15 protein-coding genes are annotated in these 17,654 nt (G+C 71.4%); 6 read left to right on the top strand and 9 right to left on the bottom strand.

Annotation, left to right across the window (positions count from 1 at the left end):
• Window position 1 precedes the first annotated feature (1 nt).
• From GXP74_RS04960 to GXP74_RS04950, 3 genes are read right to left on the bottom strand one after another with little or no spacing between them, the layout of a single operon-like run.
• Entirely contained in the window at window positions 2-745 is a 744-nt protein-coding gene (locus GXP74_RS04960) for an HNH endonuclease (protein ID WP_225447718.1), read from the bottom strand.
• Complete coding sequence (locus GXP74_RS04955) at window positions 742-2,076, bottom strand: AAA family ATPase (protein ID WP_182450197.1); 1,335 nt, start codon at window positions 2,074-2,076, stop codon at window positions 742-744. The genes GXP74_RS04960 and GXP74_RS04955 overlap by 4 nt, the downstream gene beginning before the upstream one ends.
• A 16-nt stretch (window positions 2,077-2,092) precedes the next feature.
• Complete coding sequence (locus tag GXP74_RS04950; RefSeq protein WP_182456146.1) at window positions 2,093-3,007, bottom strand: LysR substrate-binding domain-containing protein; 915 nt, start codon at window positions 3,005-3,007, stop codon at window positions 2,093-2,095.
• 141 nt (window positions 3,008-3,148) lie between these two features.
• Here GXP74_RS04950 and GXP74_RS04945 point away from each other — a divergent pair, with 141 nt between their 5' ends.
• Window positions 3,149-3,703: a peroxiredoxin gene (locus tag GXP74_RS04945; RefSeq protein ID WP_182450196.1), complete on the top strand. Its 555-nt coding sequence runs from the start codon at window positions 3,149-3,151 to the stop codon at window positions 3,701-3,703.
• A gap of 4 nt (window positions 3,704-3,707) precedes the next feature.
• Window positions 3,708-4,253, top strand: a complete 546-nt coding sequence (locus tag GXP74_RS04940) for an alkyl hydroperoxide reductase (RefSeq protein WP_182450195.1) — start codon at window positions 3,708-3,710, stop codon at window positions 4,251-4,253.
• Between the two features lie 32 nt (window positions 4,254-4,285).
• On the opposite strand, the gene GXP74_RS04935 is transcribed toward GXP74_RS04940, so the two are convergent.
• From GXP74_RS04935 to GXP74_RS04920, 4 genes are all read right to left on the bottom strand, one after another.
• Window positions 4,286-5,668: an AI-2E family transporter gene (locus tag GXP74_RS04935; RefSeq protein ID WP_182450194.1), complete on the bottom strand. Its 1,383-nt coding sequence runs from the start codon at window positions 5,666-5,668 to the stop codon at window positions 4,286-4,288.
• A gap of 307 nt (window positions 5,669-5,975) precedes the next feature.
• Window positions 5,976-6,698, bottom strand: coding sequence for a lytic transglycosylase domain-containing protein (locus GXP74_RS04930; RefSeq protein ID WP_182450193.1), 723 nt, complete (start codon window positions 6,696-6,698; stop codon window positions 5,976-5,978).
• A 544-nt stretch (window positions 6,699-7,242) separates the two neighbouring features.
• Complete coding sequence (locus GXP74_RS04925; protein WP_182450192.1) at window positions 7,243-8,580, bottom strand: PhoH family protein; 1,338 nt, start codon at window positions 8,578-8,580, stop codon at window positions 7,243-7,245.
• 217 nt (window positions 8,581-8,797) lie between these two features.
• Window positions 8,798-9,589: an isoprenyl transferase gene (locus GXP74_RS04920; protein ID WP_182450191.1), complete on the bottom strand. Its 792-nt coding sequence runs from the start codon at window positions 9,587-9,589 to the stop codon at window positions 8,798-8,800.
• A gap of 137 nt (window positions 9,590-9,726) precedes the next feature.
• Between GXP74_RS04920 and mgrA the strand changes: the two genes are divergently transcribed.
• A complete protein-coding gene (gene mgrA, locus GXP74_RS04915) occupies window positions 9,727-10,776 on the top strand; it encodes an L-glyceraldehyde 3-phosphate reductase (RefSeq protein ID WP_182450190.1) in 1,050 nt (349 codons plus the stop codon).
• A gap of 255 nt (window positions 10,777-11,031) precedes the next feature.
• Window positions 11,032-12,624, top strand: a complete 1,593-nt coding sequence (locus GXP74_RS04910) for a chitinase (protein ID WP_182450189.1) — start codon at window positions 11,032-11,034, stop codon at window positions 12,622-12,624.
• 116 nt (window positions 12,625-12,740) lie between these two features.
• On the opposite strand, the gene GXP74_RS04905 is transcribed toward GXP74_RS04910, so the two are convergent.
• A complete protein-coding gene (locus tag GXP74_RS04905; RefSeq protein WP_182450188.1) occupies window positions 12,741-13,139 on the bottom strand; it encodes a RidA family protein in 399 nt (132 codons plus the stop codon).
• 134 nt (window positions 13,140-13,273) lie between these two features.
• On the opposite strand from GXP74_RS04905, the gene GXP74_RS04900 reads away from it, so the two are divergent.
• Both GXP74_RS04900 and GXP74_RS04895 read left to right on the top strand, forming a co-directional pair.
• Window positions 13,274-14,557, top strand: coding sequence for an alanine racemase (locus GXP74_RS04900; RefSeq protein WP_182456145.1), 1,284 nt, complete (start codon window positions 13,274-13,276; stop codon window positions 14,555-14,557).
• Window positions 14,557-16,227 (top strand): amidohydrolase family protein, encoded by a 1,671-nt coding sequence (locus GXP74_RS04895; protein WP_182450187.1) that lies wholly within the window; start codon window positions 14,557-14,559, stop codon window positions 16,225-16,227. Before GXP74_RS04900 ends, GXP74_RS04895 begins: the two co-directional genes overlap by 1 nt.
• Here GXP74_RS04895 and GXP74_RS04890 read toward each other — a convergent pair.
• The gene (locus GXP74_RS04890; RefSeq protein ID WP_182450186.1) at window positions 16,169-17,599 is read right to left on the bottom strand and encodes a cellulase family glycosylhydrolase; all 1,431 of its coding nucleotides are present in this window, start codon (window positions 17,597-17,599) and stop codon (window positions 16,169-16,171) included. The genes GXP74_RS04895 and GXP74_RS04890 overlap by 59 nt on opposite strands.
• Window positions 17,600-17,654: the final 55 nt, after the last annotated feature.

Here is a 17,654-nt window from a genome sequence, read left to right as displayed (position 1 = left end):
ATCAGACTAGACGGGCCTTGTCGATCATGGCCGCCAACTGGTGGAGCGCCGTCACCACGTCGTCCCCGCCGAGCAGGCGCGCGGCGTCGGGCAGGTCCCGGCGGCTCAGCATGGCGTAGAGGACGTCGCCGTTGGGCCTGCGGCTCAGCGCCGCCAGCATCCGTCGGGCCCCCTCCAGGTTCCCGCCGCCGGTCTGCCGCACGCTGTCCCGCAGCATGCCCTGGCACTGGGCCACGGCATCGAGTCGGCCGAGCACGAGACTCTGGCGGCTGTTGAGGCCGAAGACCTCGATGGTGCGCCGTCCCTTCTCGGTCAGGCCCCGGTAGCGGCCGTCGCCGAGACGCAGCCGCAGGTGCCGCTCCGGCGGATCGACGGTCGGGTCCACCAGTAGGCACTCCTGGGTGACGTCGTCGCGGGGGAAGAGCTCACGCTTCTGATTGCTGTTGCAGTAGGAGCAGGCGAGCAGGTGGTTGGACCAGTCGAAGGCCCGCAGCGGCGCCAGCATGATCGGCTCGAAGTGGTCGACGCTGGTCCCCTGGCTGTCGCAGCAGTACATGCACCGGGCATGTCCGGCAGCCATCAGCACCAGCAGTTCGCCGATGTCCCGGCGGACGGTACGCGCCCCGCGCCAGGCGTCGCGGGCGGTGGGCACGTCCACCCGCGGCCGGGCCGCCAGACGCTCCCGCTGGACACCCAACCGAACCCCCAACTCGACCGGCAGCGGCGGGCGTCGCAGTGGAATCACGTGGGCCGCCCCAGGCGCGCGGCGACTTCGGCGGCCCTGGTGCTCAGCGAGCTGGACAGCTTCTCCGACAGTTCGTCGAATTCCCTGCGCTCATTGTCGGTCGCCTCGCCGTCGAGCATCGCGTCCTCCAGGTCACCCGCACGACGCCGCAGTTGCTCCGCCTCCGCCGAGAACGGGCTTTCCAGGCCGAAGAGTTCGGAGAGGATCGCGTCGTCGCCGCTGCCGTAGACGACCCGGCGGTACAGCTCCTCGTCCACCACCGCCGGGGCGGTGCCGTCGCCGGGGGCGCCGAGCCGGATCAGGCCGTTCGGGTCGGCGGCCTGGCAGATGTACGGGCTGTGGGTGGTGACCAGGAACTGGATCTCGGGGAAGTGCGCCTTGAGCCAGTAGCCGATCCGCTGCTGCCAGGTGACGTGCAGGTGGGCGTCGATCTCGTCGATCAGCACGATGCCGGGGCGGCTGACCACGAACCGGCCGTCGCGCCGCCGGAGGTGGGCGGCCGGGTCCTCCCGGGCCAGCTCCCAGATCAGCGACACCGCCAGCGCCACCGCCGTGCGCACGCCCTGGCTCATCTCGATGAGCGGGAACTCCCTGCTCCCGTCGGTGACCGAGAGGCCTTCGGAGGACACCCCGGACACCCGCAGGCCGTCCGGCAGCAGCCCGTCGCCGAGCAGCCCGAGTACCGCCTCCACCGTCTCGGCCGCGCCGGGCCTGCCCTCCAGCCGCCGGTGGTCGGCGTCCACCAGCCAGGCGACGCAGTCGTTCAGCGCCGCCTCCTCGTCGAAGAGGGAGAGGAAGGCCCGGTCGTCGCGGCGGGCGGCGGACCGGCTCATCCGGCGGTAGGGGCCGTACCCGGCGATGCTGCCGAGCAGCGCGAACTCCCACTCCGAGTCGGCCAGGGCATCCGCCTCGGCGCTGTCGGCTCCGCCGCTGGGCCGTCGCCGCCAGACCACCTGCGGGCGCAGGTGCTCCCGCCCGGGCGGGAGCTGCCAGGTGCAGCTGACCTCGATGTCCGCCCGCCGGGCCACCCCTTCGACCCGGTTCCCCGGCGCGGCGGCCGGGTCGGCGGCGGAGCCGGTGAGGGTCAGCTCGATCAGGCCCGGGTCGGCCGATTGCCAGGCGGACAGGTCGGGCACCAGCCCGTACGCCTGCACCGGGGTGAGCAGCGCCGCCGCGACGGCCTGCAACAGGCTCGTCTTGCCGGAGCTGTTGCGGCCCGCGAGCACCGTCCATCCGGCGTGGCCGCCGTCCGGGCGGGTCAGCGTCAGGTCCACCGCGCGTTCGCCCTGGAACCCCTTGATGCCGTCGATGCGTACGCGCGACAGGTACACCCGGCCCCACCTCCTGTCAGCAGACTATCCGCACCGGCAGCGGCGCGAGGGCCTCGCGCAGGGCGTCCGCCAGCCGCTGGTACTCGGGGGTGCGGGCCGATCCGGGGCGGTGGGCGAGGCCGATCCGGCGGCCGGGGGCGGGGGCCGCGAAGCGGGTGGTGGCCAGGTGGGTGGCGCGGCCGGTCTCCACCGCGACGGCGGTGGCGGGCAGCAGGGTCACCCCGAGCCCGCCCGCGACCAGCTGCACCAGCGTCGGCAGCCCGGCCGCGCGGGTCCCGCCGGCGGCCTCGCGGCACAGCTCCAGCGCCTGGTCGCGCAGGCAGTGGCCCTCCTCCAGCAGCAGCACGTCCAGATCGAGCAGCAGGTCCCGGGGGACGTCGGTGCGGCCGGCCAGCTCGTGGTCGGGCGGGGTGATCAGGACGAAGTCCTCGTCGTAGAGCGGGAGGTCGCGCATCCCGGGGACGCTGGGCAGCGCCAGCAGCAGCACGTCAAGCCGCCCGGCGGCCAGGCCCTCCAGCAGCCTCGGGGTGCGCTCCTCGTGGATGTGCAGCTCCAGGTCGGGGTAGCTGTCCCGGGCCAACTGGAGCACGGTGGGCAGCAGGTAGGGCGCCACGGTGGGGATCACGCCGAGGTGCATCGGGCCGGTGAAGGGGCGGCGGGAGGCCTCGACCTCCTCGCTGAGGGCGTGCAGCCCCGCCAGCACACCGCGCGCGTGGGCGGCCACGCGCTCGCCCAGGGGGGTGATGATCACCCGGCGGGTGGTCCGCTCGACCAGCTGCACGCCCAGGACCTCCTCCAGCGCCGCGACCGCGCCGGACAGCGCCGGCTGGCTCATCCCGATCGCCGCCGCGGCATCCCTGAAGTGCAGGTGCTCGGCTACCGCGGTGAACGCCCGGAGCTGGGAGACGGTGGGGGTGCGTGCCTTGCTGATAGCTGCCTCCGATCAATGAGATCAAGTATGGCTATTTCACTGATCAGTATGCGATGTGTCAGCGTATGGGAGATCCGCAGAGCTGGCGAACCCAGCGGAACCGGACGAAACCCCTCACCTCGGAACCCTGAAGGAGCGAACGTGCTCACCATCGGTGACAAGTTCCCCGAGTACGAACTGAACGCCTGCGTCGACCTCGACGCGGACAAGGCGTTCGCCACGATCAACCAGAAGTCCTACCAGGGCAAGTGGCGGATCGTCTTCTTCTGGCCGATGGACTTCACCTTCGTCTGCCCCACCGAGATCGCCGCCTTCGGCAAGCTGAACGAGGAGTTCGCCGACCGCGACGCGCAGGTCCTGGGCGTCTCCGGCGACTCCGAGTACGTGCACCACGCCTGGCGCAAGGACCACAAGGACCTGCGCGACCTGCCCTTCCCGATGCTCGCGGACATCAAGCACGAGCTGATGCGGGACTGCGGGGTCGAGGCCGAGGACGGCACCGCGCAGCGCGCCGTGTTCATCGTGGACCCGAACAACGAGATCCAGTTCGTGATGGTGACCGCCGGTTCCGTCGGCCGGAACCCCAAGGAGGTGCTGCGGGTGCTCGACGCGCTGCAGACCGACGAGCTGTGCCCGTGCAACTGGACCAAGGGCGAGAGCACGCTGGACCCGGTCGCGCTGCTCGCGGGCGAGTGACCGGATGGCCCTCGACGAACTGAAGGCGGCTCTGCCCGAGTACGCCAAGGACCTGAAGCTGAACCTGGGCTCGGTCATAGGCAACTCCGAACTGCCCGCGCAGCAGCTCTGGGGCACGGTGCTGGCCTGCGCCATCGCCTCGCGCGGCGAGCGGGTGCTGGCCGAGCTGGAGCCGCAGGCGAAGGCGGAGCTGAGCCCGGAGGCGTACACCGCCGCGAAGTCGGCCGCCGCCGTGATGGCGATGAACAACGTCTACTACCGGACGCTGCACCTGCTCTCCGACAAGGAGTACGGGACGCTGCGGGCCGGGCTGCGGATGAACGTCATCGGCAACCCGGGCGTGCCGAAGGTCGACTTCGAGCTGTGGTCGCTGGCCGTCTCCGCGGTCAACGGCTGCGGCCAGTGCCTCGACTCGCACGAGCAGGTGCTGCGCAAGGCGGGCGTGGGACGGGAGACGGTGCAGGCCGCGATCAGGATCGCGGCGGTGCTCCAGGCGGTCAGCGTGACCCTGGAGGCCGAGGACCGGATCAGCGGCGCGACCGAGGCGTAGCCCGGTCGCCGGGGGCCCCGCGCGCCGGGAGTTCAGCTCCCGGGGCGCGGGGCCTCGGGCGTCTCCGCGCCGCCGCGGGCCTCGGCCTGGGCGGTGAGCAGCGCGACCCGGACGTCCTCGCCCGCGCGCTGCCGGGCCTTGAGGTAGCCGACCGTGGTGTTGGTCACCGCGACCAGCGGGACGGCCACGATCGCGCCGCCGATGCCGCCCAGGATCGAGCCGACGGTCACCGAGAGCACCACCGCGATCGGGTGCACCCGCACCGCGCGGCCGAGGATCAGCGGCTGTAGCAGGTGCCCCTCGATCTGCTGCACGGCGAGCAGCACCACCAGCACCATGGCCGCCGTGAACACGCTCTTGGTGACCAGCGCGATCAGTACCGCGATGGTGCCGGTGACCAGTGCGCCGACCAGCGGCACGAACGCGCCGAGGAAGATCAGCACCGAGACCGGCAGCGCCAGCGGCACCCCCAGCAGGAAGATCCCGATGCCGATGGAGACCGAGTCGATGAAGGCGACCAGTACCGTCCCGCGCACGTAGGCGGTGAGCGTGGACCAGGCCCGGGGACCGGCCCCGGCCATGGCGATCCGCGCGGTCGGCGGGAACAGCTTCAGCAGCCAGCCCCAGATCCGCGCGCCGTCGTAGATCAGGAAGAAGGTGCAGAAGGCGGCCAGGAAGACCCCGGTCAGGATCTCGATCACGATGCCGACGGTGGAGAAGCCGAAGGAGGTGATCTGGTCGCTGTTGGTGCCCACCGCGTTCTGCAACTGCTTGACGAACTGGTTGATCTGGGTGTCCGTCAGGTGGAAGGGGCCGTGCGTCAGCCAGCCGTGGATCTGCGCGATGCCCGACTGCACCTTGTTGGTGACCTCGCCCAGGTTCGTGCTGACCTGCCAGCCGACGAACCAGCCGACCAGGCCGATGCCGATCAGGCCGCCGACGAAGGTCACCGCCGCCGCCAGCGCCCGGGGCAGGCCGAGCCGCTGCAGGCGGGCGACGGTGGGCTGGAGCAGGGCGCTGATCAGCAGCGCGGCGATGAAGGCGAAGGCGACGATGTGCAGCGTCTGCACCACTCGGAAGAGTACGTAGACCCCGGCGCCGACGACCAGCAGCCGCCAGATCGTCTCGGCGGCGACCCGCAGGCTCCAGGGCACGGCCTCGCTGGGGGCGGTCGGCAGCGCGGGGAACGAGGGCGCGCCGTGCGGGTCGCGCACCGCGGGCGCGACCGGGAGCACCGGCGGCGGGTCGTTGCGGTGCTCGGCCTGCTCGATGGCCCGCTCGGCCTGGTGGACGTCCTGCTCGACGGCGGTCCGCTGCCGTTCCACGCGTTCCCGCTGGCGTTCCAGCCGCTCGGAGATCCGTCTGGCGACCGCGGCGCCCCAGGCCACCAGTCCGTCCCGCCCCTCGCCCGACATCGACGTCCCGCCCCTTCACCCCGCTTCGGCCACTCCTCCGCACTGAACGGTACCCGCAGCGGGGCCGGGGCAGGGCAGGGCCCACCGGTTACGGAGGGGCGCCATCCGATTATCCGGTCATTATTGGCGAAATCGGTTTATCCGGCGGAAGCCCTGGGGACGACCCTTCGTGAGGCCGCCCCGCACACAGCGGCCGTTCCGTGGGAGAGATAGAGGAAGCCCCCGATCGGACAGGGATCGGGGGCTTCCACACGCTCTGTCGCGGCGTGCGCACGGTCCGGCGGACCGCCGCGGCGGCCGGCTCGGGCTAGTACCAGCTGTTCGCCTGCCAGAAGGACCAGGCACCGCAGGGGCTGCCGTAGCGCGAGTCCATGTAGCCGAGGCCCCACCGTATCTGCGTGGCCGGGTCGGTCCGCCAGTCAGCGCCCGCCGAGGCCATCTTCGACCCGGGCAGCGCCTGGACCAGGCCGTACGCGCCGGAGGAGGCGTTGGTCGCGGTGTAGTCCCAGCCGCTCTCGCGGGTGACGATGTTGCTGAAGCACTGGAACTGCGTGGCGTTGCCGATGATCGACTCGGCCATCGACTGGACCGAGCCCGGGGCGTACGTCTGCGCCAGCTGCGTGGAGGCGGCGGCCTCGCGGGCGGCGGCGGCCTGGGCGTTGGCCTGGGCAGCAGCCTGAGCGGCGGCCTTGACCCTGGCGATGGCGGCGGCCTTGGCGGCTTCCGCCTTCTCCGCGTTGGACTTGGCCGTGGCGGCATTGGCAGCGGCAACGCGAGCGGCCTGATCAGCGGCCTTCTGCTGAGCGGCGGTGGCAGCCGCCTGCTGGGCATTGGCCTGCATGCTGATGTCGTCGCTGACGGTCTGCGCCTCCACACCGGAGGGGACGTCGGCAAGGAGAGTGCTGCCTGCGACATCGGGCGCGGTGGCGGCCGACGCCGGAGCGCCATGGGCGACACCGACCACGGCTCCGACAGCAGTGACGGCGGTGGCGGAGGCCACAGCCACACCTCGAACCGAGATCCGGTTCACACGGTTTCCTTCCAGCGTCGTCCGTGTGGTGACCTCACGGACGAACCCTGCCCCTGACGCTGGCCTCCCCCTGCACTGGTCACGGGAGACGCTGGCCCGTACGCCCCGGTGGGAACGGGACGCTGGTGGATCTCGGGCGGCGTACGGCCTGCTTGCCGTGTTCAGTTGTAGCGATTCGCACACACCGTCATCTTTCGATGACGCGTTCACCCTTGCGGGTGCCCAATCACGCCGTACGCGGGGCCTGACAGAACCCAAACCATGCCCGACGGAGACGCGCCGGCGCAATTCTCAGTTGCGTGGCGAAGCTCACATGGCGTACCGGGAAGGAAGATGTGCGATAGACCTACTGAAGGACCGCTCCGATGGCTACGATCGGATAACTTTGCCCTCGTTCGGCGGTACAAAACGGCCAAAAAACGGGCATCCCCGGCGACCGGGCCCCCGACTGGCGGGATCGGACCTGACGCGGACGCGACAGTGCCGGTCCAGGCCGAACCAGGACCGGCAGCTGCCACGCGCCGTCGCGGAACTCCGCGCGCCGTCAGCCGGGGATGTCCTCCAGCATCTCGGTGACCAGGGCCGCGATGGCCGAGCGCTCCGAACGCGTCAGGGTGATGTGCGCGAACAGCGGGTGACCCTTGAGCTTCTCCACCACCGCCACCACCCCGTCGTACCGGCCCACCCGCAGGTTGTCACGCTGCGCCACGTCGTGGGTGAGCACCACCCGGGAGCCCTGGCCGATCCGGGAGAGCACCGTCAGCAGGACGTTGCGCTCCAGGGACTGGGCCTCGTCGACGATCACGAAGGCGTCGTGCAGGGAACGGCCCCGGATGTGGGTCAGCGGCAGCACCTCCAGCATGCCCCGGGACAGCACCTCCTCGATGACGTCCGGGGTGGTCACCGCCGAGAGCGTGTCGAAGACCGCCTGGGCCCAGGGGCTCATCTTCTCCGACTCGGAGCCGGGCAGGTAGCCGAGCTCCTGCCCGCCCACCGCGTACAGCGGCCGGAAGACCATCACCTTGCGGTGCTGGCGGCGCTCCAGCACCGACTCCAGGCCCGCGCAGAGGGCCAGCGCCGACTTGCCGGTACCCGCCCGGCCACCCATCGAGATGATCCCAATGTCGGGGTCGAGCAGCAGGTCCAGCGCGATCCGCTGCTCGGCGCTGCGTCCGCGCAGTCCGAACGCCTCACGGTCGCCGCGCACCAGCCGCACCCGGCCGTCCGCGGTGACCCGGCCCAGCGCCTTGCCGCGCTCGGAGGTGAGCACCAGGCCGGTGTGCACCGGCAGGTCCCGCGCCTCGGGCAGGTCGAGGCCGCTGACGCCGTGGTCGGTGGCGCCGAACAGCGAGTCGATCTGCTCCCCGGAGACCGCGAGCTCCTGCATCCCGGTCCAGCCGGAGGTGATCGCGAGCTCGGCCCGGTACTCCTCCGCCAGCAGCCCGACCGAGCTGGCCTTGACCCGCATCGGCAGGTCCTTGGAGACGACGGTGACGTCGTAGCCCTCGGCCTGGAGGTTGCGGGCGACCGCCAGGATGCGGCTGTCGCTGTCGCCCAGCCGGTACCCGGCCGGGAGGACGGACGGATCCGTGTGGTTCAGCTCGACCCGGATCGTGCCACCGATCTCGCCCACCGGGATGGGGGCGTCGAGACGGCCGTACCGGACCCGGAAGTCGTCCAGCAGGCGCAGCGCCTGCCGGGCGAAGTACCCGAGTTCCGGATGGTGCCGCTTGGCCTCCAGCTCGGTCACCACGACCACCGGGAGCACGACTTCGTGCTCCTCGAAGCGGGTCATCGCGACCGGGTCGGCCAGCAGCACGCTGGTGTCGAGGACGTACGTGCGCCGGTCATGCGAACTCCGGCGGCTCTTCGAGCTGACCACAGGGCCTCCCGGGCGGATGACCTGCTGCCATCCGCGGCTCACCGATCCCTGCGGCCCCGTTGGCCGAGGTCACGGTCTGCTCTGGGTATTCCCCCGTGCTCCAGAACCCATGCCGAAGCACCCGAACTGAAACACCATCATCATCTGCAGTTCAGACAAGTACTCGATACGTTCGGATCGGTGCCGACCCGGTGCCGACTGTTCGCCCCGGGGTCGGTCAGCCGCCGAAGCGGCGCTGCCGGGCGGCGTAGTCGCGCAGCGCCCGCAGGAAGTCGACCTTGCGGAAGGCCGGCCAGTACGCCTCGCAGAAGTAGAACTCCGAGTGCGCGCTCTGCCAGAGCAGGAAGCCGGAGAGCCGCTGCTCGCCGGAGGTCCGGATGACCAGGTCCGGGTCGGGCTGGCCGCTGGTGTAGAGGTGGCGGGCGATGTGCTCGACGTCGATCATCTCGGCCAGTTCCTCCACCGAGGTACCCAGCGCCGCCTGCTCCTGGAGCAGCTTGCGGACCGCCTCCGCGATCTCGTGGCGGCCGCCGTAGCCGACCGCGACGTTGACCACTATCCCGGTCCTGTCGGCGGTGGCCTGGTCGGCCTCCTTGAGCACCTGCGCGGTGTGCGAGGGCAGCAGGTCCAGCGCGCCGACCGGGTGCACCCGCCAGCGGCCGTCGGCCACCAGGTCGCGGACCGCCTGCTCGATGATCCCGAGCAGCGGCACGACCTCCTCCTGCGGACGGCTGAGGTTGTCGGTGGAGAGCAGCCACAGGGTGACCACCTCGACGCCGGTCTCCTCGCACCAGCCGAGGAAGTCGGGGATCTTGTCGGCCCCGCTCTGGTGCCCGTCGACGGTGGACATTCCGGCCGCACGCGCCCAGCGCCGGTTGCCGTCGAGCATCACACCGACATGGCGGGGCCCACTGGAGCGGTCGAGGTGCGCCTCGACCCGCCTGCCATAGAGTCCGTACGTCAGCTGTCGAAGCACCGGCGTGCGTCGGATCAGCCTGCCCAGATCCATGAGTGTGCGCCCCTCTTAATCCTCGCCCGAGGGCACACCCTACTCCCGGGTTCCGGGAGAGGTGACAACAGACTGCTCACGGGTATTGTTCATTCGGCTAACAAAAAATCCCTCATCCGCCGAAGAGGTACGCACCGATGATCCCAGCCCCCTACCGAGCCGCCGAGAACCGCTACGACAGCGAATCGCCGACGATGGCCTACCGCCGGACCGGCCGCAGCGGGCTGAAGCTGCCCGAGATCTCGCTCGGCCTGTGGCACAACTTCGGTGACGACAAGCCCCTGGAGACCCAGCGGGCGATCCTGCGGCGCGCCTTCGACCTGGGCGTGACCCACTTCGACCTGGCGAACAACTACGGCCCGCCGTACGGCGCGGCCGAGGCCAACTTCGGCCGCCACCTCGCCGCCGACTTCCGCCCCTACCGCGACGAGCTGGTCATCTCGACCAAGGCCGGTTACGACATGTGGCCGGGCCCGTACGGCGAGTGGGGCTCGCGCAAGTACCTGACCGCGAGCCTGGACCAGTCGCTGACCCGGATGGGCCTCGACTACGTCGACGTCTTCTACTCGCACCGGTTCGACCCGGAGACCCCGCTGGAGGAGACGATGGGCGCGCTGGCGTCCGCCGTCCAGCAGGGCAAGGCGCTGTACGTGGGCATCTCCTCCTACAACGCGGAGAACACCCGCAAGGCGGCGGCGATCCTGCGCGACCTCGGGGTGCCGCTGCTGATCCACCAGCCGTCGTACTCGATGCTGAACCGCTGGATCGAGGACGACGGCCTGCTCGACGTGCTGGCCGAGGAGGGCGCGGGCTGCATCGGCTTCGCGCCGCTGGCCCAGGGTTTGCTCACGGACCGCTACCTGCACGGGATCCCGGCCGACTCGCGGGCCGCGCAGGGCAAGTCGCTGGACCCGGCGGCGCTCACCGAGCAGACGCTGTTCAAGCTGCGGGCGCTGAACGACATCGCGGCCAAGCGCGGCCAGTCGCTGGCGCAGCTGGCGCTGAAGTGGCTGCTCCGCGACGAGCGGATGACCTCGGCGCTGATCGGGGCCTCCTCGGTGGCGCAGCTGGAGGCCAACATCGCCTCGGTGCAGGGCGAGCCGCTGAGCGACGAGGAGCTGGCCGAGATCGACCGCTACGCGACCGACGCGGACATCAACATCTGGTCGGCCTCCAGCGAGGACTGACAGCAGCTGGCGGGGGTGACCGCCCGTTCGCCCACAGACCACATGCGGATGATCCATTCCGCATGTGGTCTGTACCTTTTCCATCCCTCCCATAGGCCCCAAAGCGCACGCTGACCAGCCAACTTGCTTACTTGGCCTTGACTTAAGCGGACCTTAAACAGCTGCGCGAACTCTTGACACCGTCATTGGTCTAGGCCAACTTGTGGGGCAAGCTTCACCAGCTGTCTTCCCCCTCCCCCACATGAGGACAGGTCTATGAGATCCCCACGCCGCGCGGCCGGTACTGTCACCGCCTGCGCCACCGCCCTCGGCCTCGGACTCGCCGGGCTGGTCGCCTTCACCGGCGGCGCCAACGCAGCCACTGCCTCCAACCTGGTCGTCAACCCGGGCTTCGAGACCGGCTCGCTGGCCAACTGGAACTGTGACGCCGGCACCGGCAGCGTCGTCACCAGCCCGGTCCACTCCGGCAGCTACGCCCTCGCGGGCGCGGCCTCCAGCAGCGACGACGCGCAGTGCACGCAGACCATCAGCGTGCAGCCGTCCTCCACCTACTCGCTAAGCGCCTGGGTCCAGGGCAGCTACGTCTACCTCGGCACCTCCGGCGACGGCACCACCGACGTCAGCACCTGGTCCAGCAACAGCGCCTGGAACCAGCTGAGCACCTCGTTCACCACCGGTGCCTCCACCACCAGCGTCACCGTCTACCTGCACGGCTGGTACGGGCAGGGCACCTACTACGCGGACGACGTGGCGCTGACCGGCGCGGCCGGCTCCAGCCCCAGCCCGACCGCCTCGGCCTCGGCCTCGCCGACCAAGAGCGCGACGCCGACCCCCACGGCCTCCGCGACCCCGACCAAGAGCGCGTCGCCCACCGCGTCGGCCACGCCGACGCAGAGCGCCACGCCGACCCCCACGCCCACCGCGACCGCCACCAACCCCGGCGGCGGCACCACCCACAAGCACTGGGTGACCGGGTACTGGCAGGACTTCGACAACGGCGCCACGGACCAGACCATCGCCGCCGTCAACCCGCAGTACAACATCATCGCGGTGGCCTTCGCCACGGCCGACTCGGCGAACGACGGCGGGATCACCTTCTCGCTGGACCCGACCCTGGTCAGCAAGCTCGGCGGCTACACCACCGCGCAGTTCGAGGCGGACATCGCCGCGAAGCACGCGGCCGGTGACAAGGTCGTGCTGTCGATCGGCGGCCAGGACGGCACCATCAGCGTCGGCAGCTCCACCGCCGCCACCAACTTCGCCAACAGCGCCTACGCGCTGATGCAGCAGTACGGCTTCGACGGGGTCGACATCGACCTTGAGAACGGCATCAACCCGACCTACATGTCGCAGGCGCTGGAGTCCCTGGCCGCCAAGGCGGGCTCCGGCTTCACCCTGACCATGGCCCCGCAGACCATCGACATGCTGAGCGCCGGCTCGGACTACCTGGCGACCGCGCTGGACGTCAAGAACATCCTGACCATCGTCAACACCCAGTACTACAACTCGGGTTCGATGAACGGCTGTGACGGCGGCGTCTACTCCGAGGGCTCGGTGGACTTCATCACCTCGCTCGCCTGCACCGCGATCCAGGCCGGTCTGAGCCCGAACCAGGTCGGCATCGGCGTCCCCGCCTCGGCCAGTGCGGCCGGCAGCGGCTACGTCGCCCCCAGCGTCGTCGAGAACGCGCTGAACTGCCTGGCCAAGGGCACCAACTGCGGCACCTTCAAGCCGACCACCCTGTGGCCGACCATCGGTGGCGTGATGACCTGGTCCACCGCCTGGGACGCCAGCAACGGCAACCAGTTCGCGACCAACGAGGGCGCCTTCGTCAACGCGATGCCGTAACGCACGACCCGCTCACGGAGCCCGTTCCCGCCACGGTGGCGGGGACGGGCTCCGTCCTGTGCCGCGTCCGGCCGCGGCGTGCCGTGTCCGGCCGCGGCGGCGTCCGGCGGGGCGGTTCAGCCGCCGGTGACCGCGAGCGCGTCGATCTCCACCAGCAGCCCGGCCGGGAGGCCGACGTAGACGGTGGTCCGGGCCGGGAAGCCGCCCTCCGGCAGCGCCTTGGCGAACCAGGCGTCGTAGACCGCGTTCAGCTCGGCGAAGTGCGCGGTGTCGGTCAGGTAGACCCGCATCATCACCACGTCGGCCCAGCCCGAACCGCCCGCCTCCAGCACCGCCTGGACGTTGCGCAGGGTCTGCTCGATCTGCTCGGCCAGGCCCGGGCCGACCGGCCGGCCGGTCTCCGGCAGGAAGCCGACCTGGCCCGCGACCTGGAGCAGGCCGCCCTTGGCCACGCCCTGGGAGAAACTGGCCACGGGCACGGGTGCCTGCTCGGTGCGTACGACGGTCTTGCTCATGGGTCGACTCCTCAAGGTCGGGAACGGTTGTCCGGACGAACTACCGTGCGGCAGGATATGCAATCACCGTTGCGCAGTACGCAATCATGCTGCACACGGCCGCCAGCCCGCACCTCCTCACCCCCGGGAGCGTCATGGACACCGCCGCCCTCCAGCAGCTCGGCAGCACCCGCGTCGACTGGCGCTTCAAGGGGCTGCCGCCCCGCGCCGAGGGATCCACCGTCGCCGAGCTCGCCGCGGCCCGGGCGAACCTGTTCACCGACGGCTTCATCACCCCGGTACTGACTCTGGACTCGGACGCGCTGCGGCACAACCTGGAACTGCTGGCGCGCTGGACCGACGCGCACGGCCTGGCCTTCGCCCCGCACGGCAAGACCCCGCTCGCCCCGCAGCTCTACCAGCGGCAACTCGACCTCGGCGCCTGGGGCATCACCGCCGCCATGCCCTCGCACCTGCGGATGTACCGGGCCTTCGGGGTGCCCCGGATCTTCCTGGCCAACGAGCTGGTCGACGCCGCCGCGCTGGCCTGGCTGGCCGCCGAGCTCGACGCCGACCCCGACTTCGCGTTCGTCTGCTACGTGGACTCGCTGCGCGGCGTCGAGCTGATGGAGCGCGCACTGACCCGGGCGAACGCCCGGCGGCAGGTGGACGTGGTGGTCGAGCTGGGCGAGGTCGGCGCCCGCACCGGCGTCCGCGACGCCGAGCAGGCGCTCGCGCTGGCCGCGGCGGTGGTCGCCGCCGAGCGGCTGCGGCTGGTCGGCGTCGCCGGGTACGAGGGCACCATCAGCAACTCCGACGGCAGCCGCCGCGAGGTCTCCGACTGGCTGGCGCGGCTGGTCGGGCTGGCGCACGCGGTGGACGCGGCCGGGCTGTTCGCCGACACCGAGCAGATCGTGGTCAGCGCGGGCGGCAGCGAGCACTTCGACCTGGTCGCCGACGCGCTGACGGCCGAGGCCCTGGACCTCAGCCGTCCGACGCTGCGGCTGCTGCGCAGCGGCGCCTACGTCACCCACGACGACCTGCACTACGCGGAGATCACCCCGCTGCGCTCGGCCGAGGCCGAGCAGCGGCTGCGCCCGGCGCTGCGGCTGTGGGCGCAGGTGGTCTCCTGCCCGGAGCCGGGCCTGGCCCTGCTCAACGCCGGGAAGCGGGACGTCCCCTACGACCTCGGACTGCCGATCCCGTCGCTGGTGCGCTCCGGCGAGGACGGCGGCGTCCGCGCGGCCACCGGGCTCAGCGTCCGGGCGCTGGCCGACCAGCACGCCTTCGTCACCGTCGAGCCCGGGGCCGAGCCGCAGGTGGGCGACTGGGTGGCGCTCCAGCTGTCGCACCCCTGCACCGCCTTCGAGAAGTGGCAGCTGATCCCGGAAGTCCAGGCCGACGGGACGGTCACCGACTACATCCGCACCTTCTTCTGATGGAGCTGGTGCTGCGCGGCGCGCTGGTGGTGGACGGCACCGGCGGCGAGCCGTACCGGGCGGACGCGGTGGTCCGGGACGGGCGGATCACCGCCCTCCACCGCGAGGGCGATCCGGGGCCGCGCCCGGGCGCCGTACCCGCCGCCGGGCGGGTCGTCGACGCCGACGGCCTGGCCCTCGCGCCCGGCTTCATCGACATGCACGCGCACTCCGACCTGGCCCTGCTCACCGACCCCGGGCACCAGGCCAAGGCCGCCCAGGGCGTCACCCTGGAGGTCCTCGGCCAGGACGGGCTCTCCTACGCCCCGGTCGACGACCGCACCCTGGCCGGGCTGCGCGACCAGCTCGCGGGCTGGAACGGCGAGCCCGAGGGCCTGGACTGGTCCTGGCGGAGCGTCGGCGAGTACCTGGACCGGCTGGACGCGGGCCCCGGCGGGCAGGGCCTGGCCGTGAACGCCGCCTACCTGGTCCCGCACGGCACGCTGCGGGCGCTGGTGCTGGGCTGGGAGGACCGCCCGGCCACCGCCGCCGAGCTGCTGCGGATGCGCGAGCTGCTGGCCCAGGGGCTGGCCGAGGGCGCGGTCGGGCTGTCCGCCGGGCTCACCTACTCCCCCGGCATGTACGCGGGCACCGACGAACTGGTCGAGCTGTGCCGCACGGTGGCCGCGTTCGACGGCTACTTCTGCCCGCACCACCGCTCGTACGGCGCGGGCGCGCTGGCCGCCTACGCGGAGACCATCGACATCGCCCGGCGCTCCGGCTGCGCCCTGCACCTGGCCCACGCCACCATGAACTTCGAGGTCAACCGGGGCCGGGCCGGGGAACTGCTGGCGCTGCTGGACGCGGCGGCGGACGTGGACCTGACCCTGGACAGCTACCCCTACCTGCCGGGCTCGACCACGCTGGCCGCGCTGCTGCCCGGCTGGGCCACCGCCGGCGGCCCGGAGCAGACGCTGCGGCGGCTGGCCGACCCGGCGGCCCGCGCGGCGATCCAGGACGCGATGGAGGTCCACGGCTCCGACGGCTGCCACGGCGTGGTCGCCGACTGGACGACGGTGCAGGTCAGCGGCGTCCGCTCGGCCGAGCTGCGGTCGGCCGTCGGCCTGACCGTGGCGCAACTGGCGGAGCGCGAGCGGGAGTCCGGTTTCGACGCCTTCGTCGGGCTGCTGCGCCGGGACGCGCTGGGCACGACCATCCTGCAGCACGTCGGGCACGAGGAGAACGTCCGGGCGATCATGCGCCATCGGGCGCACACCGGCGGCAGCGACGGCCTGCTCACCGGCGACCGGCCGCACCCGCGCGCGTACGGGACCTTCCCGCGCTACCTCGGGCACTACGTGCGCGAGCAGGGGGTGCTCGGGCTGGCCGAGTGCGTCGAGCACCTGAGCGCCCGGCCCGCCCGGCGACTGCGGCTGGCCGACCGGGGCCTGGTCCGCACCGGTTACCGGGCCGACCTGGTGCTGTTCGACCCGGGCGCGGTCGCCGCCGGGTCCAGCTACGAGCGGCCCCGCAGCACGCCCAGCGGAATCCCGTACGTGCTGGTCGACGGCGTGCCGGTGATCGACGACCACCGGCGCACCGAGGCGACCCCGGGGCGCGCGGTGCGCCGCACTACGCCGGGACCACGTCCAGATCGTGCACCCCGCCGCCGGGCAGCGGCGCCACCGTGATCGACAGGATGTGCGTGGTCGCGTTCCACTTGCTGGTGTAGTGGCCGTTGAGGGTGATCTGGCCGCCGTTGGGGAAGTCGGTCGGCGGCAGGTAGAGGTCGGTGCTGCCGGTGACGCCCGGCTTGTCCGTCCACTGGACGTTCAGGTCCAGCGTGGGCTTGTCGTAGCTGAAGGTCACCGGCTGGCCGGCGATGGCGCGCGGGTAGGCGGTACCGATGACCGTGCTCAGGTCGGTCGGCTTGCCCTTGGCCGTCCAGATCGACCCGGTACCCGGGTCACTGGACCAGTACGCCTCGCCGATCATCATCTGGTCCAGCAGCTGCTGCACCTTGTCGATGTAGAGGTGGGCGTAGGGGTCGGGGTCGTTGGCGGTCCAGGATCCGAGCAGCACCGGCGCGTCCAGCCGCTGGGCCGTGCGCTCCACCTGGACCTCCCAGGAGGCCAGCTCCCGGTCGGTCAGGAAGGAGGCGGAGCCGGTGTAGCTGCCGTCGTCGTCCATCGGCTGCGGGTACAGCTGCGGCGCGTAGCCGATCTCCGGCTGGCCCGGGCGCGGGTCGCTGAGCTCCGGCAGCGCGCTGGGCAGCCCCCAGTCGGTGGGCACCGCCTCCGGCTCGACGAACAGCCAGTGCGCGCTGTCGACGGTACGGATCGCGTTGATCGCCTTCTGGTAGAACCGCGCCAGCGGGCCCGCCTCGAACGCCGGACCCTGCAACGAGCCGCCCCAGGGCTGGCTCATCAGGTCGTAGCCGATGACGGCGGTGTTCTTGGCGAAGTACCTGGCGACGGTGGTCCAGGCGGCGAGGTACTGCTGCTGGTACTCGGGGTGGTCGGTCCGGGTGCCCCAGAACTCGTCGAAGGCGTGCACCACGCCGGGCTGATCGTAGGTCAGCTCCGGCGGCGTCTGCGGGGAGACCGCGAGCCCGCCGCTGTCGGTGGCCCAGGGCGGGGCGCCGCTGCCGCCGAGCGCCGGGCCGTAGAGGTTCTGCTCCATGTCGAGCAGCACGTGGTAGCCCTGCTGCTGGTACCAGGAGACCCGCTGCGCGACCTGGGCCAGGTACGTCTGGTTGAACTGGCCCGGCTCCGGCTCGATCTGCTGCCAGGAGATCAGATAGCGCACGAAGTCCGTGCCCAGCAGGTTGTATTCGGCGCTGACGTCGGACTTCTTGATCCACGGCATTCCGTCGGCGGTGCTGGCCGCGTCCGCCGAGGTGTTGAGTCCGTAGAGGAAGATCGCCCGACCCTGGGAGTCGGTGATGAATCGTTCCTGCCAGGGACCCCGGCCCGAGGGCGTCGGCCCGACGGCCGCCAGCAGTCCTGCCGCACAGGCGATCACTACCAGCCCGACCAGCCAACGCCGCAGCCGTCCCGCCATGCCCACCCCGCCCTAACACCGTACGCCCTCGCTGATCTGGCTGATACTAGATCGT

Origin of the sequence: Streptacidiphilus sp. P02-A3a, from assembly GCF_014084105.1 — a bacterium.
Lineage (GTDB): Bacteria > Actinomycetota > Actinomycetes > Streptomycetales > Streptomycetaceae > Streptacidiphilus.
This window is presented reverse-complemented; position numbering and strand designations above follow the sequence as displayed.

Coding starts and splice junctions, on each gene's coding strand:
- GXP74_RS04940 (WP_182450195.1), top strand. CDS start 3,708: ATGGCCCTCGACGAACTGAAGGCGGCTCTGCCCGAGTACGCCAAGGAC.
- GXP74_RS04935 (WP_182450194.1), bottom strand. CDS start 5,668: ATGTCGGGCGAGGGGCGGGACGGACTGGTGGCCTGGGGCGCCGCGGTC.
- GXP74_RS04920 (WP_182450191.1), bottom strand. CDS start 9,589: ATGGATCTGGGCAGGCTGATCCGACGCACGCCGGTGCTTCGACAGCTG.
- mgrA (WP_182450190.1), top strand. CDS start 9,727: ATGATCCCAGCCCCCTACCGAGCCGCCGAGAACCGCTACGACAGCGAA.
- GXP74_RS04910 (WP_182450189.1), top strand. CDS start 11,032: ATGAGATCCCCACGCCGCGCGGCCGGTACTGTCACCGCCTGCGCCACC.
- GXP74_RS04905 (WP_182450188.1), bottom strand. CDS start 13,139: ATGAGCAAGACCGTCGTACGCACCGAGCAGGCACCCGTGCCCGTGGCC.
- GXP74_RS04900 (WP_182456145.1), top strand. CDS start 13,274: ATGGACACCGCCGCCCTCCAGCAGCTCGGCAGCACCCGCGTCGACTGG.
- GXP74_RS04895 (WP_182450187.1), top strand. CDS start 14,557: ATGGAGCTGGTGCTGCGCGGCGCGCTGGTGGTGGACGGCACCGGCGGC.
- GXP74_RS04890 (WP_182450186.1), bottom strand. CDS start 17,599: ATGGCGGGACGGCTGCGGCGTTGGCTGGTCGGGCTGGTAGTGATCGCC.